Annotated in this window: 14 protein-coding genes, 1 tRNA gene and 1 riboswitch; of the genes, 8 read left to right on the top strand and 7 right to left on the bottom strand. The window is 74.6% G+C overall.

The genetic code is table 11. The annotated features are described in order from the left end of the window. Positions 1-6: 6 nt before the first annotated feature. The 3 genes from AB0M92_RS21750 to AB0M92_RS21740 all read left to right on the top strand — a co-directional run bounded on the left by AB0M92_RS21750 (position 7) and on the right by AB0M92_RS21740 (position 4,577). Complete coding sequence (locus AB0M92_RS21750; protein ID WP_366103894.1) at positions 7-2,400, top strand: polysaccharide lyase 8 family protein; 2,394 nt, start codon at positions 7-9, stop codon at positions 2,398-2,400. A gap of 67 nt (positions 2,401-2,467) precedes the next feature. After that, the gene (locus AB0M92_RS21745; RefSeq protein ID WP_366103893.1) at positions 2,468-4,096 is read left to right on the top strand and encodes a N,N-dimethylformamidase beta subunit family domain-containing protein; all 1,629 of its coding nucleotides are present in this window, start codon (positions 2,468-2,470) and stop codon (positions 4,094-4,096) included. Between the two features lie 85 nt (positions 4,097-4,181). After that, entirely contained in the window at positions 4,182-4,577 is a 396-nt protein-coding gene (locus AB0M92_RS21740; protein WP_366103892.1) for a VOC family protein, read from the top strand. A 16-nt stretch (positions 4,578-4,593) separates the two neighbouring features. On the opposite strand, the gene AB0M92_RS21735 is transcribed toward AB0M92_RS21740, so the two are convergent. From AB0M92_RS21735 to AB0M92_RS21715, 5 genes are all read right to left on the bottom strand, one after another. Beyond that, positions 4,594-5,397: an ABC transporter ATP-binding protein gene (locus AB0M92_RS21735; RefSeq protein WP_366103891.1), complete on the bottom strand. Its 804-nt coding sequence runs from the start codon at positions 5,395-5,397 to the stop codon at positions 4,594-4,596. Continuing rightward, the gene (locus AB0M92_RS21730; RefSeq protein WP_366103890.1) at positions 5,394-6,443 is read right to left on the bottom strand and encodes an iron ABC transporter permease; all 1,050 of its coding nucleotides are present in this window, start codon (positions 6,441-6,443) and stop codon (positions 5,394-5,396) included. The genes AB0M92_RS21735 and AB0M92_RS21730 overlap by 4 nt, the downstream gene beginning before the upstream one ends. Further along, on the bottom strand, positions 6,440-7,426 hold the full coding sequence (locus AB0M92_RS21725) for an ABC transporter substrate-binding protein (protein WP_366103889.1): 987 nt from the start codon (positions 7,424-7,426) through the stop codon (positions 6,440-6,442). Before AB0M92_RS21725 ends, AB0M92_RS21730 begins: the two co-directional genes overlap by 4 nt. A gap of 56 nt (positions 7,427-7,482) precedes the next feature. After that, positions 7,483-7,559: riboswitch (cobalamin riboswitch) on the bottom strand. Positions 7,560-7,663: 104 nt separating this feature from the next. Continuing rightward, positions 7,664-7,737 (bottom strand) — tRNA-Trp (locus AB0M92_RS21720). A 54-nt stretch (positions 7,738-7,791) separates the two neighbouring features. Next, the gene (locus AB0M92_RS21715; protein WP_366103888.1) at positions 7,792-8,328 is read right to left on the bottom strand and encodes an ankyrin repeat domain-containing protein; all 537 of its coding nucleotides are present in this window, start codon (positions 8,326-8,328) and stop codon (positions 7,792-7,794) included. On the opposite strand from AB0M92_RS21715, the gene AB0M92_RS21710 reads away from it, so the two are divergent. Next, positions 8,319-8,846 carry a hypothetical protein gene (locus tag AB0M92_RS21710; protein WP_366103887.1) on the top strand — a complete coding sequence of 176 codons (528 nt, stop codon included), beginning with the start codon at positions 8,319-8,321 and terminating at the stop codon, positions 8,844-8,846. The genes AB0M92_RS21715 and AB0M92_RS21710 overlap by 10 nt on opposite strands. 120 nt (positions 8,847-8,966) lie before the next feature. Continuing rightward, positions 8,967-10,298, top strand: a complete 1,332-nt coding sequence (locus tag AB0M92_RS21705) for a glycoside hydrolase family 18 protein (protein WP_366103886.1) — start codon at positions 8,967-8,969, stop codon at positions 10,296-10,298. A gap of 134 nt (positions 10,299-10,432) precedes the next feature. Here the strand turns inward: AB0M92_RS21705 and AB0M92_RS21700 are convergent, their stop codons facing one another. Together AB0M92_RS21700 and AB0M92_RS21695 are read right to left on the bottom strand one after the other, a co-directional pair. After that, positions 10,433-11,449, bottom strand: coding sequence for a PfkB family carbohydrate kinase (locus tag AB0M92_RS21700; protein ID WP_366103885.1), 1,017 nt, complete (start codon positions 11,447-11,449; stop codon positions 10,433-10,435). A 2-nt stretch (positions 11,450-11,451) separates the two neighbouring features. Beyond that, a complete protein-coding gene (locus tag AB0M92_RS21695) occupies positions 11,452-12,090 on the bottom strand; it encodes a bifunctional 4-hydroxy-2-oxoglutarate aldolase/2-dehydro-3-deoxy-phosphogluconate aldolase (protein ID WP_366103884.1) in 639 nt (212 codons plus the stop codon). Between the two features lie 130 nt (positions 12,091-12,220). On the opposite strand from AB0M92_RS21695, the gene AB0M92_RS21690 reads away from it, so the two are divergent. From AB0M92_RS21690 to AB0M92_RS21680, 3 genes are all read left to right on the top strand, one after another. Further along, positions 12,221-13,018: an IclR family transcriptional regulator gene (locus AB0M92_RS21690; protein WP_366103883.1), complete on the top strand. Its 798-nt coding sequence runs from the start codon at positions 12,221-12,223 to the stop codon at positions 13,016-13,018. Positions 13,019-13,157: 139 nt separating this feature from the next. Then, positions 13,158-14,897, top strand: a complete 1,740-nt coding sequence (locus AB0M92_RS21685) for a sigma-70 family RNA polymerase sigma factor (RefSeq protein ID WP_366103882.1) — start codon at positions 13,158-13,160, stop codon at positions 14,895-14,897. Between the two features lie 108 nt (positions 14,898-15,005). Next, positions 15,006-17,471, top strand: a complete 2,466-nt coding sequence (locus tag AB0M92_RS21680) for a Helicase associated domain protein (protein WP_366103881.1) — start codon at positions 15,006-15,008, stop codon at positions 17,469-17,471. The last annotated feature ends 28 nt before the right edge of the window (positions 17,472-17,499 follow it).

Genomic DNA, 17,499 nt, shown 5'->3' with positions numbered 1-17,499 from the left:
CATGCGATGACAGACGTGTGGAGTCGGCGCGCCTTCCTCTCCGCCGCGGGCGGGGGTGCGCTCCTGCTGGGGGCGCCCGCCGCTCGGGCGGGGGCCGCGCCGGCGGACGGGGTCCACGACGCCATGCGGGCGGTGTGGCGCGGCCTCTTCCTGGGCGGCGACATCCCCGCCGCGGCCGAGCCGTTCCGTTCGAGACTCGCCGATCTCGGCGCCCTGTCCGGAGGCTGGCGCGCGGCCATGGCTCCGGCGCCGGGCTCGCTCTGGCCCGACCTGGGGTACGGCGGCGACCCCGAGATGATGATGCAGAGCTACCACCGGCTGCGGACGATGGCCGAGGCCTACCTCCGGCCCGCGACCGGGCTCACCGGGGATGCCGGGCTGCGCTCGGCCCTCCTGACCGGGCTGGACCACCTGCACACGGACGTCTACCACGCCGGCCAGGTGCGGTACGGGAACTGGTACTGCTGGCAGATCGGCGCCCCGCAGGCCCTGCTGGACCTGTGCGTGCTGCTGTACGAGGAGCTGTCGGCGTCGCGGCTCGCCGAGTTCTGCGCGGCCGTCGACCACTTCGTCCCGGACTCGGCCGTCGGCTCGTACACCGGGACCAGTACGGGGGCGAACCGGGTGGACCTGTGCCGGGTACTGGCGCTGCGCGGGGTGGTCGGCGGGGACTCGGCGAAGATCGCCCTGGCGCGGGACGCGCTCACGCCGGTGTTCCCGTACGTCAGCGCGGGCGACGGGCTCTACCGGGACGGGTCGTTCGTCCAGCACACCTGGGTGCCGTACACGGGGACGTACGGGGCGGTGCTGCTCGGCGGGCTGGGGATGTTGTTCGCACTCCTGAAGGGCACCGCTTGGCAGGTCACGGATCCCGGGGCGCAGATCGCCTTCGACGCGGTGGAGCGGGCCTGGGCGCCGTTCCTGTTCAACGGGCTGGTCATGGACGGAGTGTCGGGGCGGGCGGTGAGCCGGGGACTGATGGTCGCCGATCCCCGGCAGGTCCAGCAGGACGACCATGCGCGGGGGCACGCGGTGCTCGCCTCGATCCTGCTCCTCGCGGAGGGTGCGAGCACCTCCGAGCGGGCGCGCTGGCGGGGGTTGGTGAAGGGCTGGATGGCACGGGACTACTACAGCCGACCGCTCGCGGACACGGCGCTCGCCCTGTCCTCGCTCGTCCGGTTGGCGGAGGTCGAGTCCGATCCCTCGGTCACCGCGCTGCCCGAGCCGGTCGGACACCGGCTGTTCGCTTCCATGGACCGGGCCACGCACCGCCGCCCCGACTGGGCGGCCTCGCTGTCCATGGCCTCGCAGCGGATCGCCCACTACGAGACGGGCAACGGGGAGAACCTGCGCGGCTGGCACACGGGGAGCGGAATGCTCTCCTGGTGGGGAGCCACGTACGGCAACGGCCAGTACTCGGACGCCTTCTGGCCCACGGTGGACCCCTACCGGCTGCCGGGGACCACGGTCTCGCGGAAGGTTCTGGCCGACGGGGCGGGCGGTGACTGGGGGGCGTCGCGGCCCGGCGCGGCCTGGGTGGGCGGGACGACCGACGGCGAGTTCGCCTCACTGGGCCAGCACCTGCGCGGCCTGGGCAGCACGCTCACGGCCCGCAAGTCCTGGTTCTTCCTCGACGACACGATCGTCTGCCTGGGGGCCGGGATCCGCTGCTCGGACGGGACCGTGGTCGAGACGGTGGTCGACAACCGCAATCTGGGCGCCTCCGGCACTCATGCCCTGACCGTGAGCGGCTCCGCTCAGCCGGCCGCCCTGGGCTGGTCGGCGGCCTTCCCCTCTCCCGGCTGGGCTCATCTGGCGGGCTTCGGCGGGTACGTGATGTCGGGTTCGGGTCCGTTCAGAGTCCTGCGGGAGGCGCGCACCGGCCGGTGGAGCGAGATCAACCGGCTCGGGTCCGCCACGGCCCTGACCCGGCGCTACCTCACCCTCTGGTACGACCACGGCAAGGATCCGGCCGGAGCCGGATACGTCCACCAGATGATGCCGGGGGCGACGGCGGCCCGGACCGCCGCGAGAGCCGCCGTCACGGGCTGGCTCTCCGTCCTCGCCAACTCGCAGACGGCACAAGGCGTCTTTGTTCCCTCGCTGGGCTTCACCGGGGTCAACTTCTGGCAGGCCGGATCGGCCGGTCCGCTGGAGGCGGGGTCACCCTGTTCGGTGACCGTCCGGGAGAGACCGGACGGCACGGCCACCCTCTGCGTCGCGGACCCGGCCCGGACCCTGGCCTCACTGACGCTGGTGTGGAACCGGCCCGTGGCCGCGGTGCTGTCCCGGTCGGCGAGCCTGGTCTCGGAGGTCACGGGCAAGCGGTTGCGTCTCGAATTCGGGAACCTCACCACGGTGGCGGGGGCCGGCCAGCAGGTGGTGGTCCGGCTGGGGTGAGCGGAGGCCTGCGCGGGCGGCCGGGCCGGCAGAAGAAGGGCGTCAAGCATGACATAACGTGCCCTGCATGGAACAGGAGTACATAGCCGGGCCCGGGAACGGCGACGGTGCGGGCAGGCGGCGGTTCCTCGCGCTCGCGACGGGAGCGGCCACCGCCGCCGGGCTCGGGGCCGTGGCCGGCTGCGCGGGCGGAGCCGGCCACGGGGCAGCGGGAACGGGCAAGGACAAGGGGGCGGCGCCCGGCGGGGCGGCGGGGAAGGGCGGACCGGTCGCCTTCGACGTCAAGGCCGAGAACGCCAAGGCGGGGCACGCCGATTGGCGTGTGACCAAGGCGGGGCCCGCGCGGGCCGTCGAGGGCTTCGCCGACAAGGTCAGCGTGCTGCCCGGCGAGTCCTTCGGCCTGCACGTGTCCACCACCGCACCCCGGTTCACCGTCTCCGCCTATCGCATGGGCTGGTACGGCGGCGCCCGGGCCCGCCTGGTGTGGCGGTCCGAGGCACTGCCCGGGGTGCGCCAGCCGGAGCCCACGGTGGATTCCGCGACCCGTATGGTCGCCGCCCGGTGGCCCCGTACCACCACCGTCGACACCAAGGACTGGCCCGAGGGCTGCTACCTGCTGCGGCTGGACGCACAGGGTGGCGAGGGCCAGCGCTTCGTCCCGGTCACCGTCCGCTCGGCGGCCGGCGCCGGCCGTACGGTCGTGGTGAACGCGGTGGCGACCTGGCAGGCGTACAACCGGTGGGGCGGCTACGGCAGTTACGACGGCCCCAGCGGCGGCTACGCCTCGCGCTCCCTCGCCGTCACGTTCGACCGGCCGTACGAGTACGACGACGGCGCGGGGCTGTTCCTCGTGTACGAGGCCCCGCTGCTCGCCCTCGCCGAGCGGCTGGGCCTGCCCCTCGCCTACGCGACGACCACCGATGTGGCGCGGGAGAAGCGCCTGCTGGAAGGGGCCGCGGCGGTCCTCTCCCTCGGCCACGACGAGTACTGGTCGCCCGAGCAGCGGGCCCGTTTCACCGCCGCCCGGGACGCCGGGACCAACATCGCGATCCTCGGCGCGAACTGCTGCTTCCGCCGGATCCGGCTGGAGCCCTCCGATCTCGGACCGGACCGCACGGTGGTCTGCTACAAGTCCGCCTACGACCAGGACCCCGGGTTCAAGCGCGGCCGGCCGGCCACCGTCGACTTCCGGTCGGCGCCGGGCGCCGATCCGGAGAGCTCGCTGCTCGGCGTGATCTACGACGGCTATCCCGTGGACGCCCCGTACGTGGTGACCCACCCGGACCACTGGCTGTTCGAGGGCACCGGAGTGAAGGCCGGCGAACACTTCGCCCACCTGGTGGGAGTGGAGTACGACAAGGTCAACACCGGCTTCCCGACGCCCCGGCCGATCGAGATCCTGGCCCACTCCCCCGTGGTGTGCGAGGGCCGGCCCAGCCACCAGGACACGGCGTACTACACGACGCCGAGCGGCGCGGGCGTGTTCGCGACCGGGACCATGCGGTGGGTGGAGGCCCTGGACGCGACGGGCGACGGCCGCAGCGGCGCCAACCACGGCCTCGACGCGAAGGCGGGCGCGCTGACCACGCGGGTCACGGAGAACCTGCTGCGGGCGTTCGCGGCGGGCCCGGTGGGGCGCACCCACCCCGCGCAGGACAACGTCACGGAGGTGTACGGAGGCCAGGCGACCCCCTAGGATCGTGATCACGGCATCGCGTGCCGGTCACCGACCGGGTGAGGCATGGAGGTGCCCGTGAGGTGCCTTGCGGAGGCATTCACTCATGTCAGTCCAGCTGAACCACACGATCGTCCCCTCCCGGAACAACCGGGAGGCCGCCGCATTCCTGGCGGACGTCCTCGGCCTTGAGGTCGGGACGGAGTGGGGCCCCTTCGTCCCCGTCGAGACCGCCAACGGCGTCACCCTCGACTTCACGACCGTCCCGGCCGACTCGCTCACCGTCCAGCACTACGCGTTCCTCGTCTCCGAGGAGGAGTTCGACGCGTCGTTCGGAAAGATCCGGGCGGGCGGGATCCCGTACTTCGCCGACCCCCACATGAGGCATCCCGGCGAGATCAACCACAACGACGGCGGCCGCGGCGTCTACTTCCTCGACCCCTCGGGCCACGGAATGGAGATCATCACCCGCCCGTACGGCTACCAGGAGCCGGCGGCCTAGCCGCCTGCCCGATGCGTCAGCCTCCCGCCCGGTGCCCGTCGGGCGGGAGGTAGACGATGTTCGGGCCGGTGGTGTCCGGGTGGGTGGTGATGCGGGTGCGGACCCCGTACACCTCGGCCAGCAGGTCCTCGGTCAGCACCTCCGCCGGCGTCCCCGCGGCGGCCACCCGGCCGCCCGACAGGACGTACAGGCGGTCGCAGTACGAGGCCGCCAGGTTGAGGTCGTGCAGCACGAGCAGCACGGTGGCGGGCAGGGCGCGGACCAGGCCCAGGATCTCCAGCTGGTAGCGGATGTCCAGGTGGTTCGTCGGCTCGTCGAGGGCGAGCAGGCCCGGGTCCTGGACGAGGGCGCGGGCCACCAGGGCGCGCTGCCGTTCCCCGCCGGAGAGCCCGTCGTACCGGCGGTCCGCGAAGCCGCCCGCGCCCACGGTCCGCAGGGCCTCGCCCACGCGGCGCACGTCGTCCGGGCCGTCCTGCTCCCAGAACCGCTTGTGCGGGCTGCGCCCCATCGCGACCACCTCGCGCACGGTCAGCCCGAAGGTGCCCGCCGCGTCCTGCGGGACCACCGCCACCCGCCGCGCCCGGTCCCTGGCGCCCAGACCCGCCGCGTCGGCGCCGTCCAGCAGCACCCGGCCGGCGGTGGGCCGCAGGGCGCCGTGGACACAGCGCAGCAGCGTGGTCTTGCCGCTGCCGTTCGGGCCGACCACACCGACCGTCTCGCCGGGCCGGGCCGCGAGGTCGACCCCGTGGAGCAGGGTGTGCCCTTCGGTCGCGTAACGCACGGCCTCCACGGCGAGTTCCACGGGCCGGCGGCCGCTCATCCGGCCACCCCCTCGACCCGCGTGGAGCGGCGCAGCATCCACAGGAAGAACGGTCCGCCGACGAGCGCGGTGACCACGCCGACCGGTATCTCCTCGGGCGCCGCGGCCGTACGGGCGAGCAGGTCGGCCAGGGTCAGGAACACGGCCCCGCCCAGCGCGGCCACGGGCAGCAGCGCCCGGTGCCCGGCGCCGACGACCATCCGGGCGGCGTGCGGGACCATCAGCCCGACGAAGCCGATGGCACCGCTGCAGGCGACGAGCACGCCGATGACCAGGGAGGTGAGGACGAAGACGGCGGCGCGGAAGCGCCCGGTGTCCAGGCCGAGGGTCCGCGCGCCCTCCTCCCCCGCGAGGAGCAGGTCGAGCGGCCGGGCGAGCGCGGTCAGCAGGGCGGTTCCCACGAGCAGCGCCGCGGCGGGCAGGGCCAGTTCGCCCCAGCGGGCGCCGCCCAGGCCGCCCAGGGTCCAGAACAGGACGGACCGCATCTGGTCGGGGTGCGCGGCGAGCACCAGCACCAGGCTGGTGAGCGCGGACAGAACGTACTGGACGGCGACCCCGGCGAGGATCAGACGCCCGGTGGTCATGGTGCCGCCGCGCCGTGCCATGGCGTAGACGGCGACGAGCGCGCCCAGCGATCCGGTGAACGCGGCGGCCGGCACGCCCGCAGCGCCGATCCCGCCGAGCACTCCCGCGGTTCCCGCCGCTCCCGCGCCGAAGACGATGACGAGGACGGCGCCCAGCGAAGCCCCGGAGGAGGCGCCCAACAGGAACGGATCGGCGAGCTGGTTGCGCACGAGGGCCTGCAGGACGGTCCCGGCCACGGCCAGCCCGGCCCCGACGACCGCCCCGAGCAGCACCCGCGGCATCCGCACGTCCCACACGATGGAGGCGAACGCCCCGGTGCGCCGCCCGGGTCCGCCGAGCACGATGTCCAGGACCTGGCCGGGGGCGATCCGTACCGGTCCGAGAGCCAGGCCGGCGACGGCGGACGCCAGGAGCGCCGCGACCAGGAGGACCACCACGGCGGGAGTACGGGGGCGGCTCACGCGGCGCCGGGGTGGAGCTGGCGGCCCAGGGACTCCACGGCGTCGGCGACGCGCACGCCGAGGACGGCCGACGACAGGGGCAGCACCGCGAACCGCTTGTTCTTGATCGCGGGAACCTCCGCCAGCGCCGGGTCGTTCACCAGGCGCTGCTTCTTGGCTTCGACGGTGGTGCCGCCGTAGTCGTAGATGAGGACGACCTCGGGCCGCCGCTCGATGACCTTCTCCCACGACACGTCACCGAAGGTGTCCTTGAGGTCGGCGAAGGTGTTCGTCCCGCCGGCCAGCGAGACGATCTCGTTGCCGATGCCGCCTCCTCCTGAGGTGAAGGCGGTGCCCTCGCCGGAGTCGTAGACGAAGACGGTCGGCTTGGCCTGGTCCTTGACCCGGGCGGCGACGGCGTCGATGCGCCGCTGCTCGTCCTCGATGAGGCGCGCCCCGCGCTCGGGCACGCCGAAGGTCCGCGCGACCTCGGTGATCTCGGTCTTCAGCTGCTGGAGACCGACCGGTCCGGTGCCGCAGTACTCCACGCTGAGCCGGGAGTTGATGCCGGCCTTGGCCAGTCCCTCGCGGTCGCGCCCCTGCGCCTTGTCGAAGGCGCTCGCGTACCCGCCGTAGACGAAGTCCGGGTCGGCTCCGAGGAGGACCTCCTTGGAGGGGTATTCCTTGGCCAGCACCTTGATCTCGTCGTAGGCGGGCCGGTAGGCCGGCAGCACGGAGTCGTCGAGGTACGCCGTCGCGGCCATCTTGTCCTGGAGGCCGAGGGCCAGCAGCATCTCGGTGGCGTGCTGGTTCATGGTGACGGCCCGCCGCGGCGGGGCCTGGTACGTGCTGCTGACACCGCAGTTGGTGACGGTGTACGGGAATCCCGGCGCGGCGGCCGCATCCGCGGCCCCGCCCCCCGAGGGCGAACCGCCGCAGGCGGCCAGGGGTATCAGGAGCGCGACGGGGAAAAGGGCGCGCAGAACGGCGCGGGAACGCGGCATGGGGAAGCCTCTCCGGGGGATCCTCGTCCCCTGGTCGACGTGAAGAGGCGGTGCGTCAGTGTCTGACTCCCGGACCCCGCGCGGGGTCCGGTCACAGTGGCGGGACCGCACCGGATTCGCACCGGTTTCCTGTCCTGCACCGCCTGGGCTGGGTTCGTCCCAGTCTGCCAGACGATCACGAAACGACGTCGGGCCCGCCCCCTTCGAGGGGACGGGCCCGATGCCGTGCAGCGCGTGCAGGGGCGGCAGGATTCGAACCTGCGGCCTGCGGTTTTGGAGACCGACGCTCTGACCAGCTGAGCTACGCCCCTTCGGTGGGGGAACTCTGACACGGAGCGCCCCGGAGATCCAAATGCATTATTGGGTCAAGCGGGTGGAAGTTCGGCCCGGGTGCGGGCGCCGACGGTCCGGAGCCAGTCGATCAGCGCGTCGTTCCCGCTGGTCACAGCGGCGTCCAGCGGTGTGCTCTCGCCGTATCCGACCCAGTCGACGTCCACACGATCGGACAGGAGGTACCGGGCGGTGGACAGTTGACCTCCGTGGCAGGCGGCCCAGAAGGCGGCGGTCAGTTCGTCCGCCGGCAGGGAGCCGGCCGTGAGGAACTCCGTGACGCGGTCCAGGGGTCCGAGGGCGGCGGCCTCGTGCAGGTCGGGGCGGGCGCCGAGTTCGAGGAGTCGGCGGGCCGCCCGCCACGGACCGAACGCGCAGGCGTCGGCGAGCGGGGTGCCGCCGGAGCCCAGGCTACGAGGCGGGCGCGGCCGCCGCGGGTGGCGGGGCCGGGCGGCGCGGAGGATCGTGGGCGGGGGGACCGTGTGCGGAGGGAGGTTGCGTCGTGCGCCGACAGAGCGGACCGGCGCCCGGGCCGTGGTCGCCGCGCCGCGTCCTGAGCCCCTTGGCCGCATGCGCCCCGCTGACCCTCGTCGTCCCGGCCCTGTTCGGCAGCCTCGGCGGCGCAGGCGGCCCCGGCGGCGCAGGCGGCCCCGACGGCGCAGGCGGCCCCGACGGATCCGGCGAGACGATCCCGCTCTCCGGCAACGAGCCCGGCCAGCACCTCGACGTCACCCTCACCCGGGTCGTCGACCCGGCGGATCCGGCGGCCGCGCCGGCCTCGGCCGCCCGCGCGGCCCCCGACCGGCTGGTCGCCGTACGGTTCCGGCTGGAGAACACGGGGACCGCCGTGTACCGGGACTCCCCCGCCAAGGCCTCGCACCTGCTGGACTCCGACGGCCGGCGGTTCACCGGCACCAACACCGCCACCGGCGCGGGCCCCGCCTTCCCCGACACCGTCACCCTCTCCCCCGGGGGCTCGGCGCTCGGCTTCGTCACGTTCCGCCTGCCCGGCGGGGCCGCCCTCGCCGCGGTCCAGTTCGCGCTGAACGCCGGCCTCGCCGACGACGTCGGCCACTGGAGCCTCTCCTGACGGACCCCGGTCCCGGCCGAGTTGCGCGCACCCCCTTGACCCCAGCTGGTCCAGACCAATAGTTTCCGGCATGCACCGCGCACGCGTCCCGCACCGCTCCCGCCTCCGCAAAGGAAGCCCATGCGCCGCAGCATGCCCGGCAGGCTGGCCGTCGCCGCCTGTTCCCTCGCCCTGCTCACCGCCCTCGCACCCGCCGCAGCCGCACAGGCCGACGGCGGGCACGACCGCTCGTACAAGCGGGTCGGGTACTTCACCCAATGGGGCGTCTACGGACGGGACTTCCAGGTCCAGGACCTCGAAACGAGCGGCACCGCCGGCAAGCTCACGCACATCAACTACGCCTTCGGCAACATCAGCGCGGAGGGCAAGTGCTTCACCGGGAACGTGCCGGGCGAGGCCGACGCCTGGGCCGACTACGTGCGCCCCCTCGACGCCGCGAACTCCGTCGACGGCGTCGCCGACGGCGCCGAGCAGCCGCTCGCCGGGAACTTCAACCAGCTGCGCGAGCTCAAGGCCAAGCACCCCGGCCTCAAGGTCCTGCTCTCGCTGGGCGGATGGAGCTGGTCCACGCACTTCTCGGACGCCGCGCTCACCCCGGCCTCCCGCAAGGCCCTCGTCCAGTCCTGCATCGACCTCTACATCAAGGGCAACCTGCCGCAGGACGGCGCCCGCGGCGGGGCCGGCGCGGCGGCCGGCCTCTTCGACGGGATCGACCTCGACTGGGAGTGGCCCGGCTCGGCCGGCGACACGGACACCACGTACCGCCCGGAGGACAAGCAGAACTTCGCGGCGCTGGTCAAGGAGTTCCGTACGCAGCTCGACGCGTACGCGCGCGGCCAGAAGCGGAAGCAGAAGTACGAGCTGACGGCGTTCGTCCCGACCGCCCCAGCCAAGATCGACGCGGGCTTCGACGTCCGCCGCATCATGCGCGACCTCGACTTCGTGAACCTCCAGGGATACGACTTCCACGTCTCCGGCGAGCCGGTCACCGCGCAGCAGTCCGCCCTGCACGCCCGCGGCGACTTCAGCGTCGCCGGCACCGTGGAGGCCTGGCGCCACCGCGGGGCCCCGGCCGACAAGCTGGTGATGGGCATGCCGTTCTACGGGCAGGGCTGGACCGGAGTAGGCGGCGGCGGGGACGGGGACGGCATGGGCCGGCCCGCGACGGGCCCGGCGCCGGCCACGTGGGCGGCCGGGTACGAGGACTACAAGGCGCTGAAGAAGCTGGCCGATTCCGGCACCTACAAGGTCTACCGCGACCGCCGGGGCGGCCACGCCTGGCTGTTCGACGGCAACACCCTGTGGACGTACGACGACCCGCAGGTGCTGCGGACCAAGACGCAGTACATCCGCGAGAACGGCCTGGGCGGCGCGATGTTCTGGTCCCTGGACGCGGACACGGCCGACGGTGAGCTGATGACGGCCGTCGACCGGGGTCTGCACGGCCGCTGACCGGGCACGAGACCGGCGCCGCCGGGCCGCGGAGAACGGCCCGGCCCGGCGGCGTCCCACCACGTACGCCCCCCCGCCACGAGGAGCGTCACTTCGCGATCGCCGGCGCGGGCGGGGAGGCCGGGGAGATGGCGCTACCCGGAGCCGCTCAGGGGGTGGGCGGCGGCCAGGGCCGCCGTTTCGGCGAACGCGGGGACGTGGCCGGTGCCGCCGCGCCCCGAGACCGAGAGCGAGGCCGCCGCCATGCCGTACGCGACGGCCTCGGCGAGGGGGTCGCCGAGGGCGAGCCGGGCGGTGGCGGTGCCGGTGAAGCAGTCCCCGGCGCCGGTCGCGTCCACCGGAGCGGGGTTGACCGGCACGGGGTGGAACCCCGCCCGCGCGCCGTCGTCGAGCAGCAGCGGGCCGGCGCCCGCGGTGACCACGACCGTACGGGCGCCCAGGGCGCGGTAGCGGGCGGCGGCCGCCCGCGGGTCCGTGGTGGCGACCAGCGCCCCGGCGTCGGCGGGGCAGGAGGTTTTGAGCAGTCCCGTCAGCGGGGCGATCCGGGCCAGCAGCTCGCGGGCCCCGGCCCGTCCGGTCAGGCGGGGGCGGAAGTTGGGGTCGTACGAGACGTGCCCGCCGGCGCCGTGCACGGTCTCGGCGGCGGCCACCACGGCCTCGCGGCTGCTCGCCGACAGGGCGCCCGTGATCCCGCTGGTGACGAGCGCCTTCGTACCGGTCAGCAGCTCCCGCCAGGACTCGACGTGCCGGGTGGAGAGCATGGAGCCGGCGCTCCGGGTGCGCCAGTAGACGAACTCCCGGTCGCCCTCGGTGTCGGAGGCCAGCAGGTAGGCCCCGTTGGGACGCGGGGCGCGGTGCACGTGTGCGACGTCCACGCCGAGGGCGGCCGCGCGGCGCAGCAGCGGGACGCTGAGCTCGTCGTCGCCGACGACGGTGAGCAGGGCGGTCCGGGCCCCGGCGGCCGCCGCGGCGGCCGCCGCGTTGAGGGCGTCGCCGGAGTAGGCGATGCGGGCCGGGGTGCCCTCGGCGGCTTCCCGCAGGGCGGTGTCGGCGTGGATCTCGACGAGGACCTCACCGAGGACGAGGACGTCGTAGCCGCCGGCGCGGCCCGTGTCGCGGCCGGTACGGGGCGCCGGCCCCAGCGGCGTCATCCTCAGCCTCCCGCGGCGGCGCAGCCGGTGCAGCACGGCCTGGCCAGATCGGCGAACACGGCGGCCAGTTCGGCCGGATCGCCGGGGAGGCCACTGCCGATGCCGACGGCGGCGGCCCCGGCGGCGAGCCACTCCCGGATCGCGGCGGGCCGGATGCCGCCGGTCGGGATGAACAGCGCCCCCGGCAGCACCGCCTTGAGGGAGCGGATGAACTGCGGGCCGCCGACGTGGGCCGGGAACACCTTGGCGGCGCCCGCCGACCGGACGGCGCAGGCGATCTCTCCCGGGGTGAAGCCGCCCTCGACGAAGACCGCCCCGCGCCGGTCGGCGAGCGCGCGGACCTCGGGGGCCGGGTACGGGGAGATCAGGAAGGCCGCGCCCGCGTCGAGGGCGGTCTCGGCCTGGCCGGCCGTGGTGACGGTGCCGACGCCGATCAGGGCCGGCCGGCCGTGTGCGTCGGCGAGCGGTGCGGTCCGGGCGAGGGCCTCGGCCCACCCGGGGGTGGAGGTGGTCAGCTCGACCACGCGGCAGCCGGCGGCCAGCAGGGCGGCGGTCCGGCGGACGGCTCCGTCCGCGTCGGCGTCGCGCAGGACCGGCAGCAGGCGCTGGGCTGACATCGCGTCGTACGGGTGGCAGGACAAAGGACCCCTCCCTCTCCATCTGTTCTACTGCGTCGCATCCGCCATTTGTTCCATGTAGTGGAACGCGGTACCGTGTAGCGGAACTTCTTTCGCAGACCCTACCCCCACCCGCCCTTCCCTGGGAGAGCGCATGCCCGAAGACGGATCCACGCAGGACGCGACCGGGAGCCCCGCGCGCGGCGGCCGGACCTCGGCCGCCGGCACGGCGCTGGAGAAGTCGATGCGGATCCTGGAGGCCGTGGCCGCGCCGGGCGGACCGCACCGGCTCACCGACGTGGTGGCGGCCGCCGCCGTGCCCAAGTCGAGCGCCTACCGGATCCTCGCCTCGCTGACCGAGCAGGGCTTCGTACGCCCGCAGAGCGGATCGCGATACGGGGTGGGGCCCCGGCTGCGCGGGCTGTCCGCCCTGGTCAGCGGTGGCGAGCCGGCCAGCATCGGGCGGATCCTCGGCGAACTGCGCGAGGCCGTCGGCCAGACGGTCCACCTGGCCCTGCACAGCGGGGAGAGGCTCACCTACATCCGGAAGCTGGAGGGCGACCAGCCGTTCCAGACGGCTTCCCGGGTCGGGATGCGGATGCCGCTGCACAGCACGGCGATCGGCAAGAGCATCCTGGCGCACCTGCCCGAGGAGGAGGTACGGGCGCTGATCGCGAGCGCGGGCCTGCCGCGTCGCACGCCGAAGACGCTGACCGGCCCCCGGGCACTGCTGGCGGAGCTGGAGGCGGTCCGGGCCCGGGGCTTCGCCGTCGACGACGAGGAGAACGAGCCGACGATCCGATGCGTCGGCGCCGCCGTCCTGAGCCCGGACGGCCACCCGATCGGCGGAGTCAGCGTCACCACCGTGACCTTCCTGGTCTCCCGCGAGGAGATCGAGGCGTACGCGCCGGCCCTGCTCGCAGCCACGGAGGCGCTCGCTCCGCTGCTGTGAAACAGTGGCGCGACGCCGCCCTCACCGGCTTCCGCAAAAATTTCTTCGGGTTCTTCCGGATAACCGTTATCCGGGCCGTGCTCGACGGTCTCCCAGGTATCGGGCATCATCGACCGCCGGTACGGACAGGGAACCTCACATGACTGAACAGCACACGGCAGCGCTGGTGGCAGCGGCCCGCGCGGGCGATCCCCGCGCGCAGGACGAGCTGGTCGGCACCTATCTGCCGCTCGTCTACAACATCGTCGGACGCGCTCTGAACGGCTCCGTCGACGTGGATGACGTGGTGCAGGACACGATGCTGCGGGCGCTCGACGGGCTGGGCACCCTGCGGTCGGACGACAGCTTCCGGTCCTGGCTGGTCGCGATCGCGATGAACCGGGTGCGGGCGCACTGGCAGGCCCGGCACAGCGCCCCCGGCGAGAGCGGGCTCGAAGCCGCCTGGGAACTGGCTGATCCGGGCGCCGACTTCGTGGACCTGACGGTCCTGCGGCTCCAGCTCGAAGGCCAGCAGCGCGAGACGGCCCGCGCCACCCGCTGGCTGGAGACCGACGACCGGGCGCTGCTGTCGCTGTGGTGGCTGGAGTGCGCCGGGGAGCTGACCCGCGCCGAGGTGGCCATGGCCCTCGAACTGTCCCCGCAGCACACGGCGGTGCGGGTGCAGCGGATGAAGGCGCAGCTGGAGTCGGCCCGGGTGGTGGAGCGGGCGCTGGAGGCGCAGCCCCCGTGCGAGGGTCTGCGGGCGCTGACGGGCACCTGGGACGGGGTGCCGTCGACGCTGTGGCGCAAGCGAATAGCCCGGCACGCGCGTGAGTGCGTACGGTGCGCGGGGCTGTGGAGCGGTCTGCTCCCGGCGGAGGGGCTGCTGGCGGGCCTGGCCCTGGTCCCGGTCTCGATGGCGGTGCTGGCGGGCATCCGCGCGGCCGCGGCCGCCGGCTACGTCCCGACGGGTGCGGGCTTCGCCCCGGCCGACGCGGCGTACGCGTACGACGGCGGGGCGGGCACGGGCTCCGGCGCCGGCTCCGGTTCCGGCTTCGACGGCGCCGACTTCTGCGACACCGACTTCTCCGACGCCGCGACGCAGCTCACCCCCACGGTCTCCGGCCAGGGCGGCATACCGGAGGCCGCCCCCGGCGGTGGTCGCAGCGCCCTGCGCAAGCGCCGCCAGGGCCGCCGCCGGGCGATCGGCGGCGCGGTGCTCGCCGCGTGCGTGGCGGGCGGCGGCCTCGCCTACCTCGGCGGGTTCCCGGGCTCGGACGACAAGGACACCGGCGCCGCGCCCGCCGCCCCGGTGTCGGCGCTGACGGCGTCCGACTCCCCGCTCGCCTCCCCCTCGGAATCGGCCTCGCCCTCCGCTTCGGCCTCGCCCTCCCCTTCCCCCTCGGCCTCCGCCTCGCCCAGCCCGTCCGCCGCGAGCCCGACGCCGAACCCCGGGCCGACGAAGTCCAAGGCGCCGGCCCCGCGCCCTTCGGCGCCCGCGCCGGGACCCGCCCCCGCGGGTGTCGCCGGCCAGGTCATCGCACTGGTCAACTCCGAGCGCGCCGCGGCCGGCTGCGGCCCCCTCAAGGAGGACCCGCAGCTGCGGAGCGCCGCCCAGGGCCACTCCGACGACATGGCGGCCCGGGACTTCTTCGACCACACCAACCCCGACGGCGCCGACCCGGGCAAGCGGACGACGGCCGCCGGGTACCGCTGGTCGACGTACGGGGAGAACATCGCGCGGGGCCAGCAGACCGCGGCCTCGGTCATGGACTCGTGGATGAAGAGCCCGGGTCACCGCGCCAACATCCTCAACTGCTCCTTCAAGGACATCGGCGTCGGCATCCACTCGGGTCCGGGCGGTCCCTGGTGGACGCAGAACTTCGGCGCCAAGATGTGATCCGGACGCTCCGCCCGCGCCGCCGGCCCTGAATGCTTCAAACCTCGTGCAGGATGGAGTCTGGGGCCGAAAGGGCTGATCAGGGCGGAACGGCGGACGGAGCAGCGCATGGCGAGGAAAGAGCTCCGGCCGCACCAGCGCGAGGCCGTCGACGCCGTGCTGCGGGCCCTGGAACTGCCCGCCGGCGGCCGGGTGCCCGGGACCGGACTGCGGACCCAGGTGATCATGGCCACCGGCTCCGGCAAGTCCCTGGTCGCCGTCCGCTCGGCCGAGGAACTGCGGGCCGGGCGGGTCCTGGTCCTCGTCCCCTCGCTGGACCTGCTCGTGCAGACGGCGGCGGCCTGGCGCGAGGGCGGCCGGACCGGAGCGGCCCTCGCGGTGTGCTCCCTGCGCCCCGCCGACGCGGGCATGCCGGCCACGACCGACCCGGCCGAACTGGCCCGCCGGGCGGGCCCGTCGGCGCAGCGGGTGACGGTGTACGCCACGTACGCCACGCTGGGGCTCGGCACGATCGAGCAGGCCCACCTCGCCGGGCTGCCCGGCTGGGACCTGATCGTGGTCGACGAGGCGCACCGCACGTCCGGGCGGACCGGGAAACCGTGGGCCGTGGTGCACGACAACACCCGGATCCCCTCAGTCCGGCGGCTGTACATGACGGCCACGCCCCGGGTCTGGCAGGACGGCTCGCAGGAAGAGGAGGGCGAGGAGGGTGAGGAGGGCGGCCCCGGGCGGGGCGGGCTCGTCGCGTCGATGGAGGACGACCCCGCCGGCCCCTTCGGCGCGCGCTGCCACACCCTGACCCTCGCGGAGGCCATCGACCGCGGCATCTGCGCCCCGTACCGGGTGGTGTGCGTGGACGTCAGCGATCCGGGGTTCCAGGCGGCCGTGCTCCTGGGCACGGACGCGCGCTCCGACGCCGTGCGCGGATCGCGGCTGGCGGCCCTCCAGGCGGCGCTGGTGAAGGCGGCCGCGGACCAGGGGTTCCGGCGGACCCTCGTGTTCCACCACCTGACGCGGGAGGCCGAGGCCTTCGCGGCCGGGCTGCCGGCGGTCGCGCGGCGGCTGCGGGCCGCGAGCGGGGCGGCCGAGCCGGTGTACCCCCGTACGGTCTGGGCGGACTGGCTGTGCGGGCAGCACACGGCCGTGCACCGCCGGCAGGTGCTGGCGCGGTTCGCGGCGGACGGGGGCGCAGACAAGGCCTTCCTCGGCAGTGTCCGGGTACTGGGCGAGGGCGTGGACACCAAGGAGTGCGATTCCGTCTTCTGGGCGGACGTGCGGGGGTCGATGCCGGACCTGGTCCAGGCCGTAGGGCGGGCGCTGCGCATCCGTCCCGGCGAGGGAAAGGTCGCCTCGCTGGTGGTCCCCGTGCTGCTGGGGCCGGGTGAGACGGCCGAATCGATGCTGACCTCGCGCGCGTACGGTGACCTCGCCCGGCTGCTGGAGGCGCTGCGGGCGCACGACACCCGGCTGGTCGAATCCCTGGCCCAGCCACAGGCGCCGAGCCGGGCGGGGGCGGAGGCCGGGAGCGAGGCGGTGGCCGGGGCCGGGATGCGGACCGGGGCGCGGGCCCTGCTGAGCTTCTCCACCCCGCGCGATCCGGCGCTGCTGGCGGCGTTCATCCGGCTGCGCGTACTGCATCCGGAGCACGAGAACTGGCGGCGCGGGGTGGAGGCGGCCCGGATCTACGCGGCCCGGGCGGGGGACCTGCGGGTGCCGTTCGCGTTCAGGGTGCCGGCCGGGCAGGCGCGAGCCGGTACGGAAGCGGCCGCCGGGGCCTGGCCGCCCGGGCTTGAGCGGTTCCCGCTCGGCCAGTGGATCGCGGACGTTCGGCGCACCCACCGCCGGGGCGCCCTGGGCCGCGAGCGGGTCGCGCAGCTCGACGGACTCGGGATGGTGTGGAGCCACTTCGACGTGGCCTACGAGGAGGGACTCGCGGCGGCGCGCGGCTGGGCGGCGGAACACGGCCACCTGCTGCCGCCGGCGGAGGCCACATGGCGCGGCGCGCCCGTCGGGGTGTGGGTCAAGAACCAGCGGGCCGCCGCCCGCCGCGAGGGCCCCGGCTCCCTGCCGCAGGAGCGCCGGGAGGCCCTGGAGGCCATCGACGCGTCCTGGTGCCCGGCCTGGGAGGTGTCCTGGCAGCGCGCCTTCCACCTGACCCGCGTCCACCTCGACGCGGGCGGCCGGCTGCCGCTCGCCCCCGGCGAGGTGGTCGTGCAGGGCGAGGACCTGGGCCGGTGGGTGCGTGCCCAGCGGCTGGCGTGGGAGCAGCTGGCCTGGGCGCAGCGCTGGCTGCTGGAGCACACGCTGGGCGTGACCGGGGCGAGCGCGGCCGAGCGGCCGCGCCCCCGGCGTACGCAGGCCGAGAAGTGGGCGGACCACCTGGCCGCGGCCCGTCAGTTCCACACCCGCGAGCAGCACCTGCGCGTCCCGCGCACGCACGTGGAGCAGGTCGGCGGACGGGAGGTGCGCCTGGGCGTCTGGATCGCCAACCAGCGCTCCCGTTCCGCTGCCCTCGCCCCGGACCGCGTCGCCGCCCTGGACGTCCTCGGGATGCGCTGGTCGACGCCAGCCTGACCCGGCCTGACCCGGCCTGACCCGGAAG

Source organism: Streptomyces sp. NPDC051582 (genome assembly GCF_040681715.1).
Classification (GTDB): Bacteria; Actinomycetota; Actinomycetes; order Streptomycetales; family Streptomycetaceae; genus Streptomyces.
The sequence above is the reverse complement of the archived record's forward strand: the minus strand, read 5'-3'. Positions and strand labels throughout refer to the sequence as shown.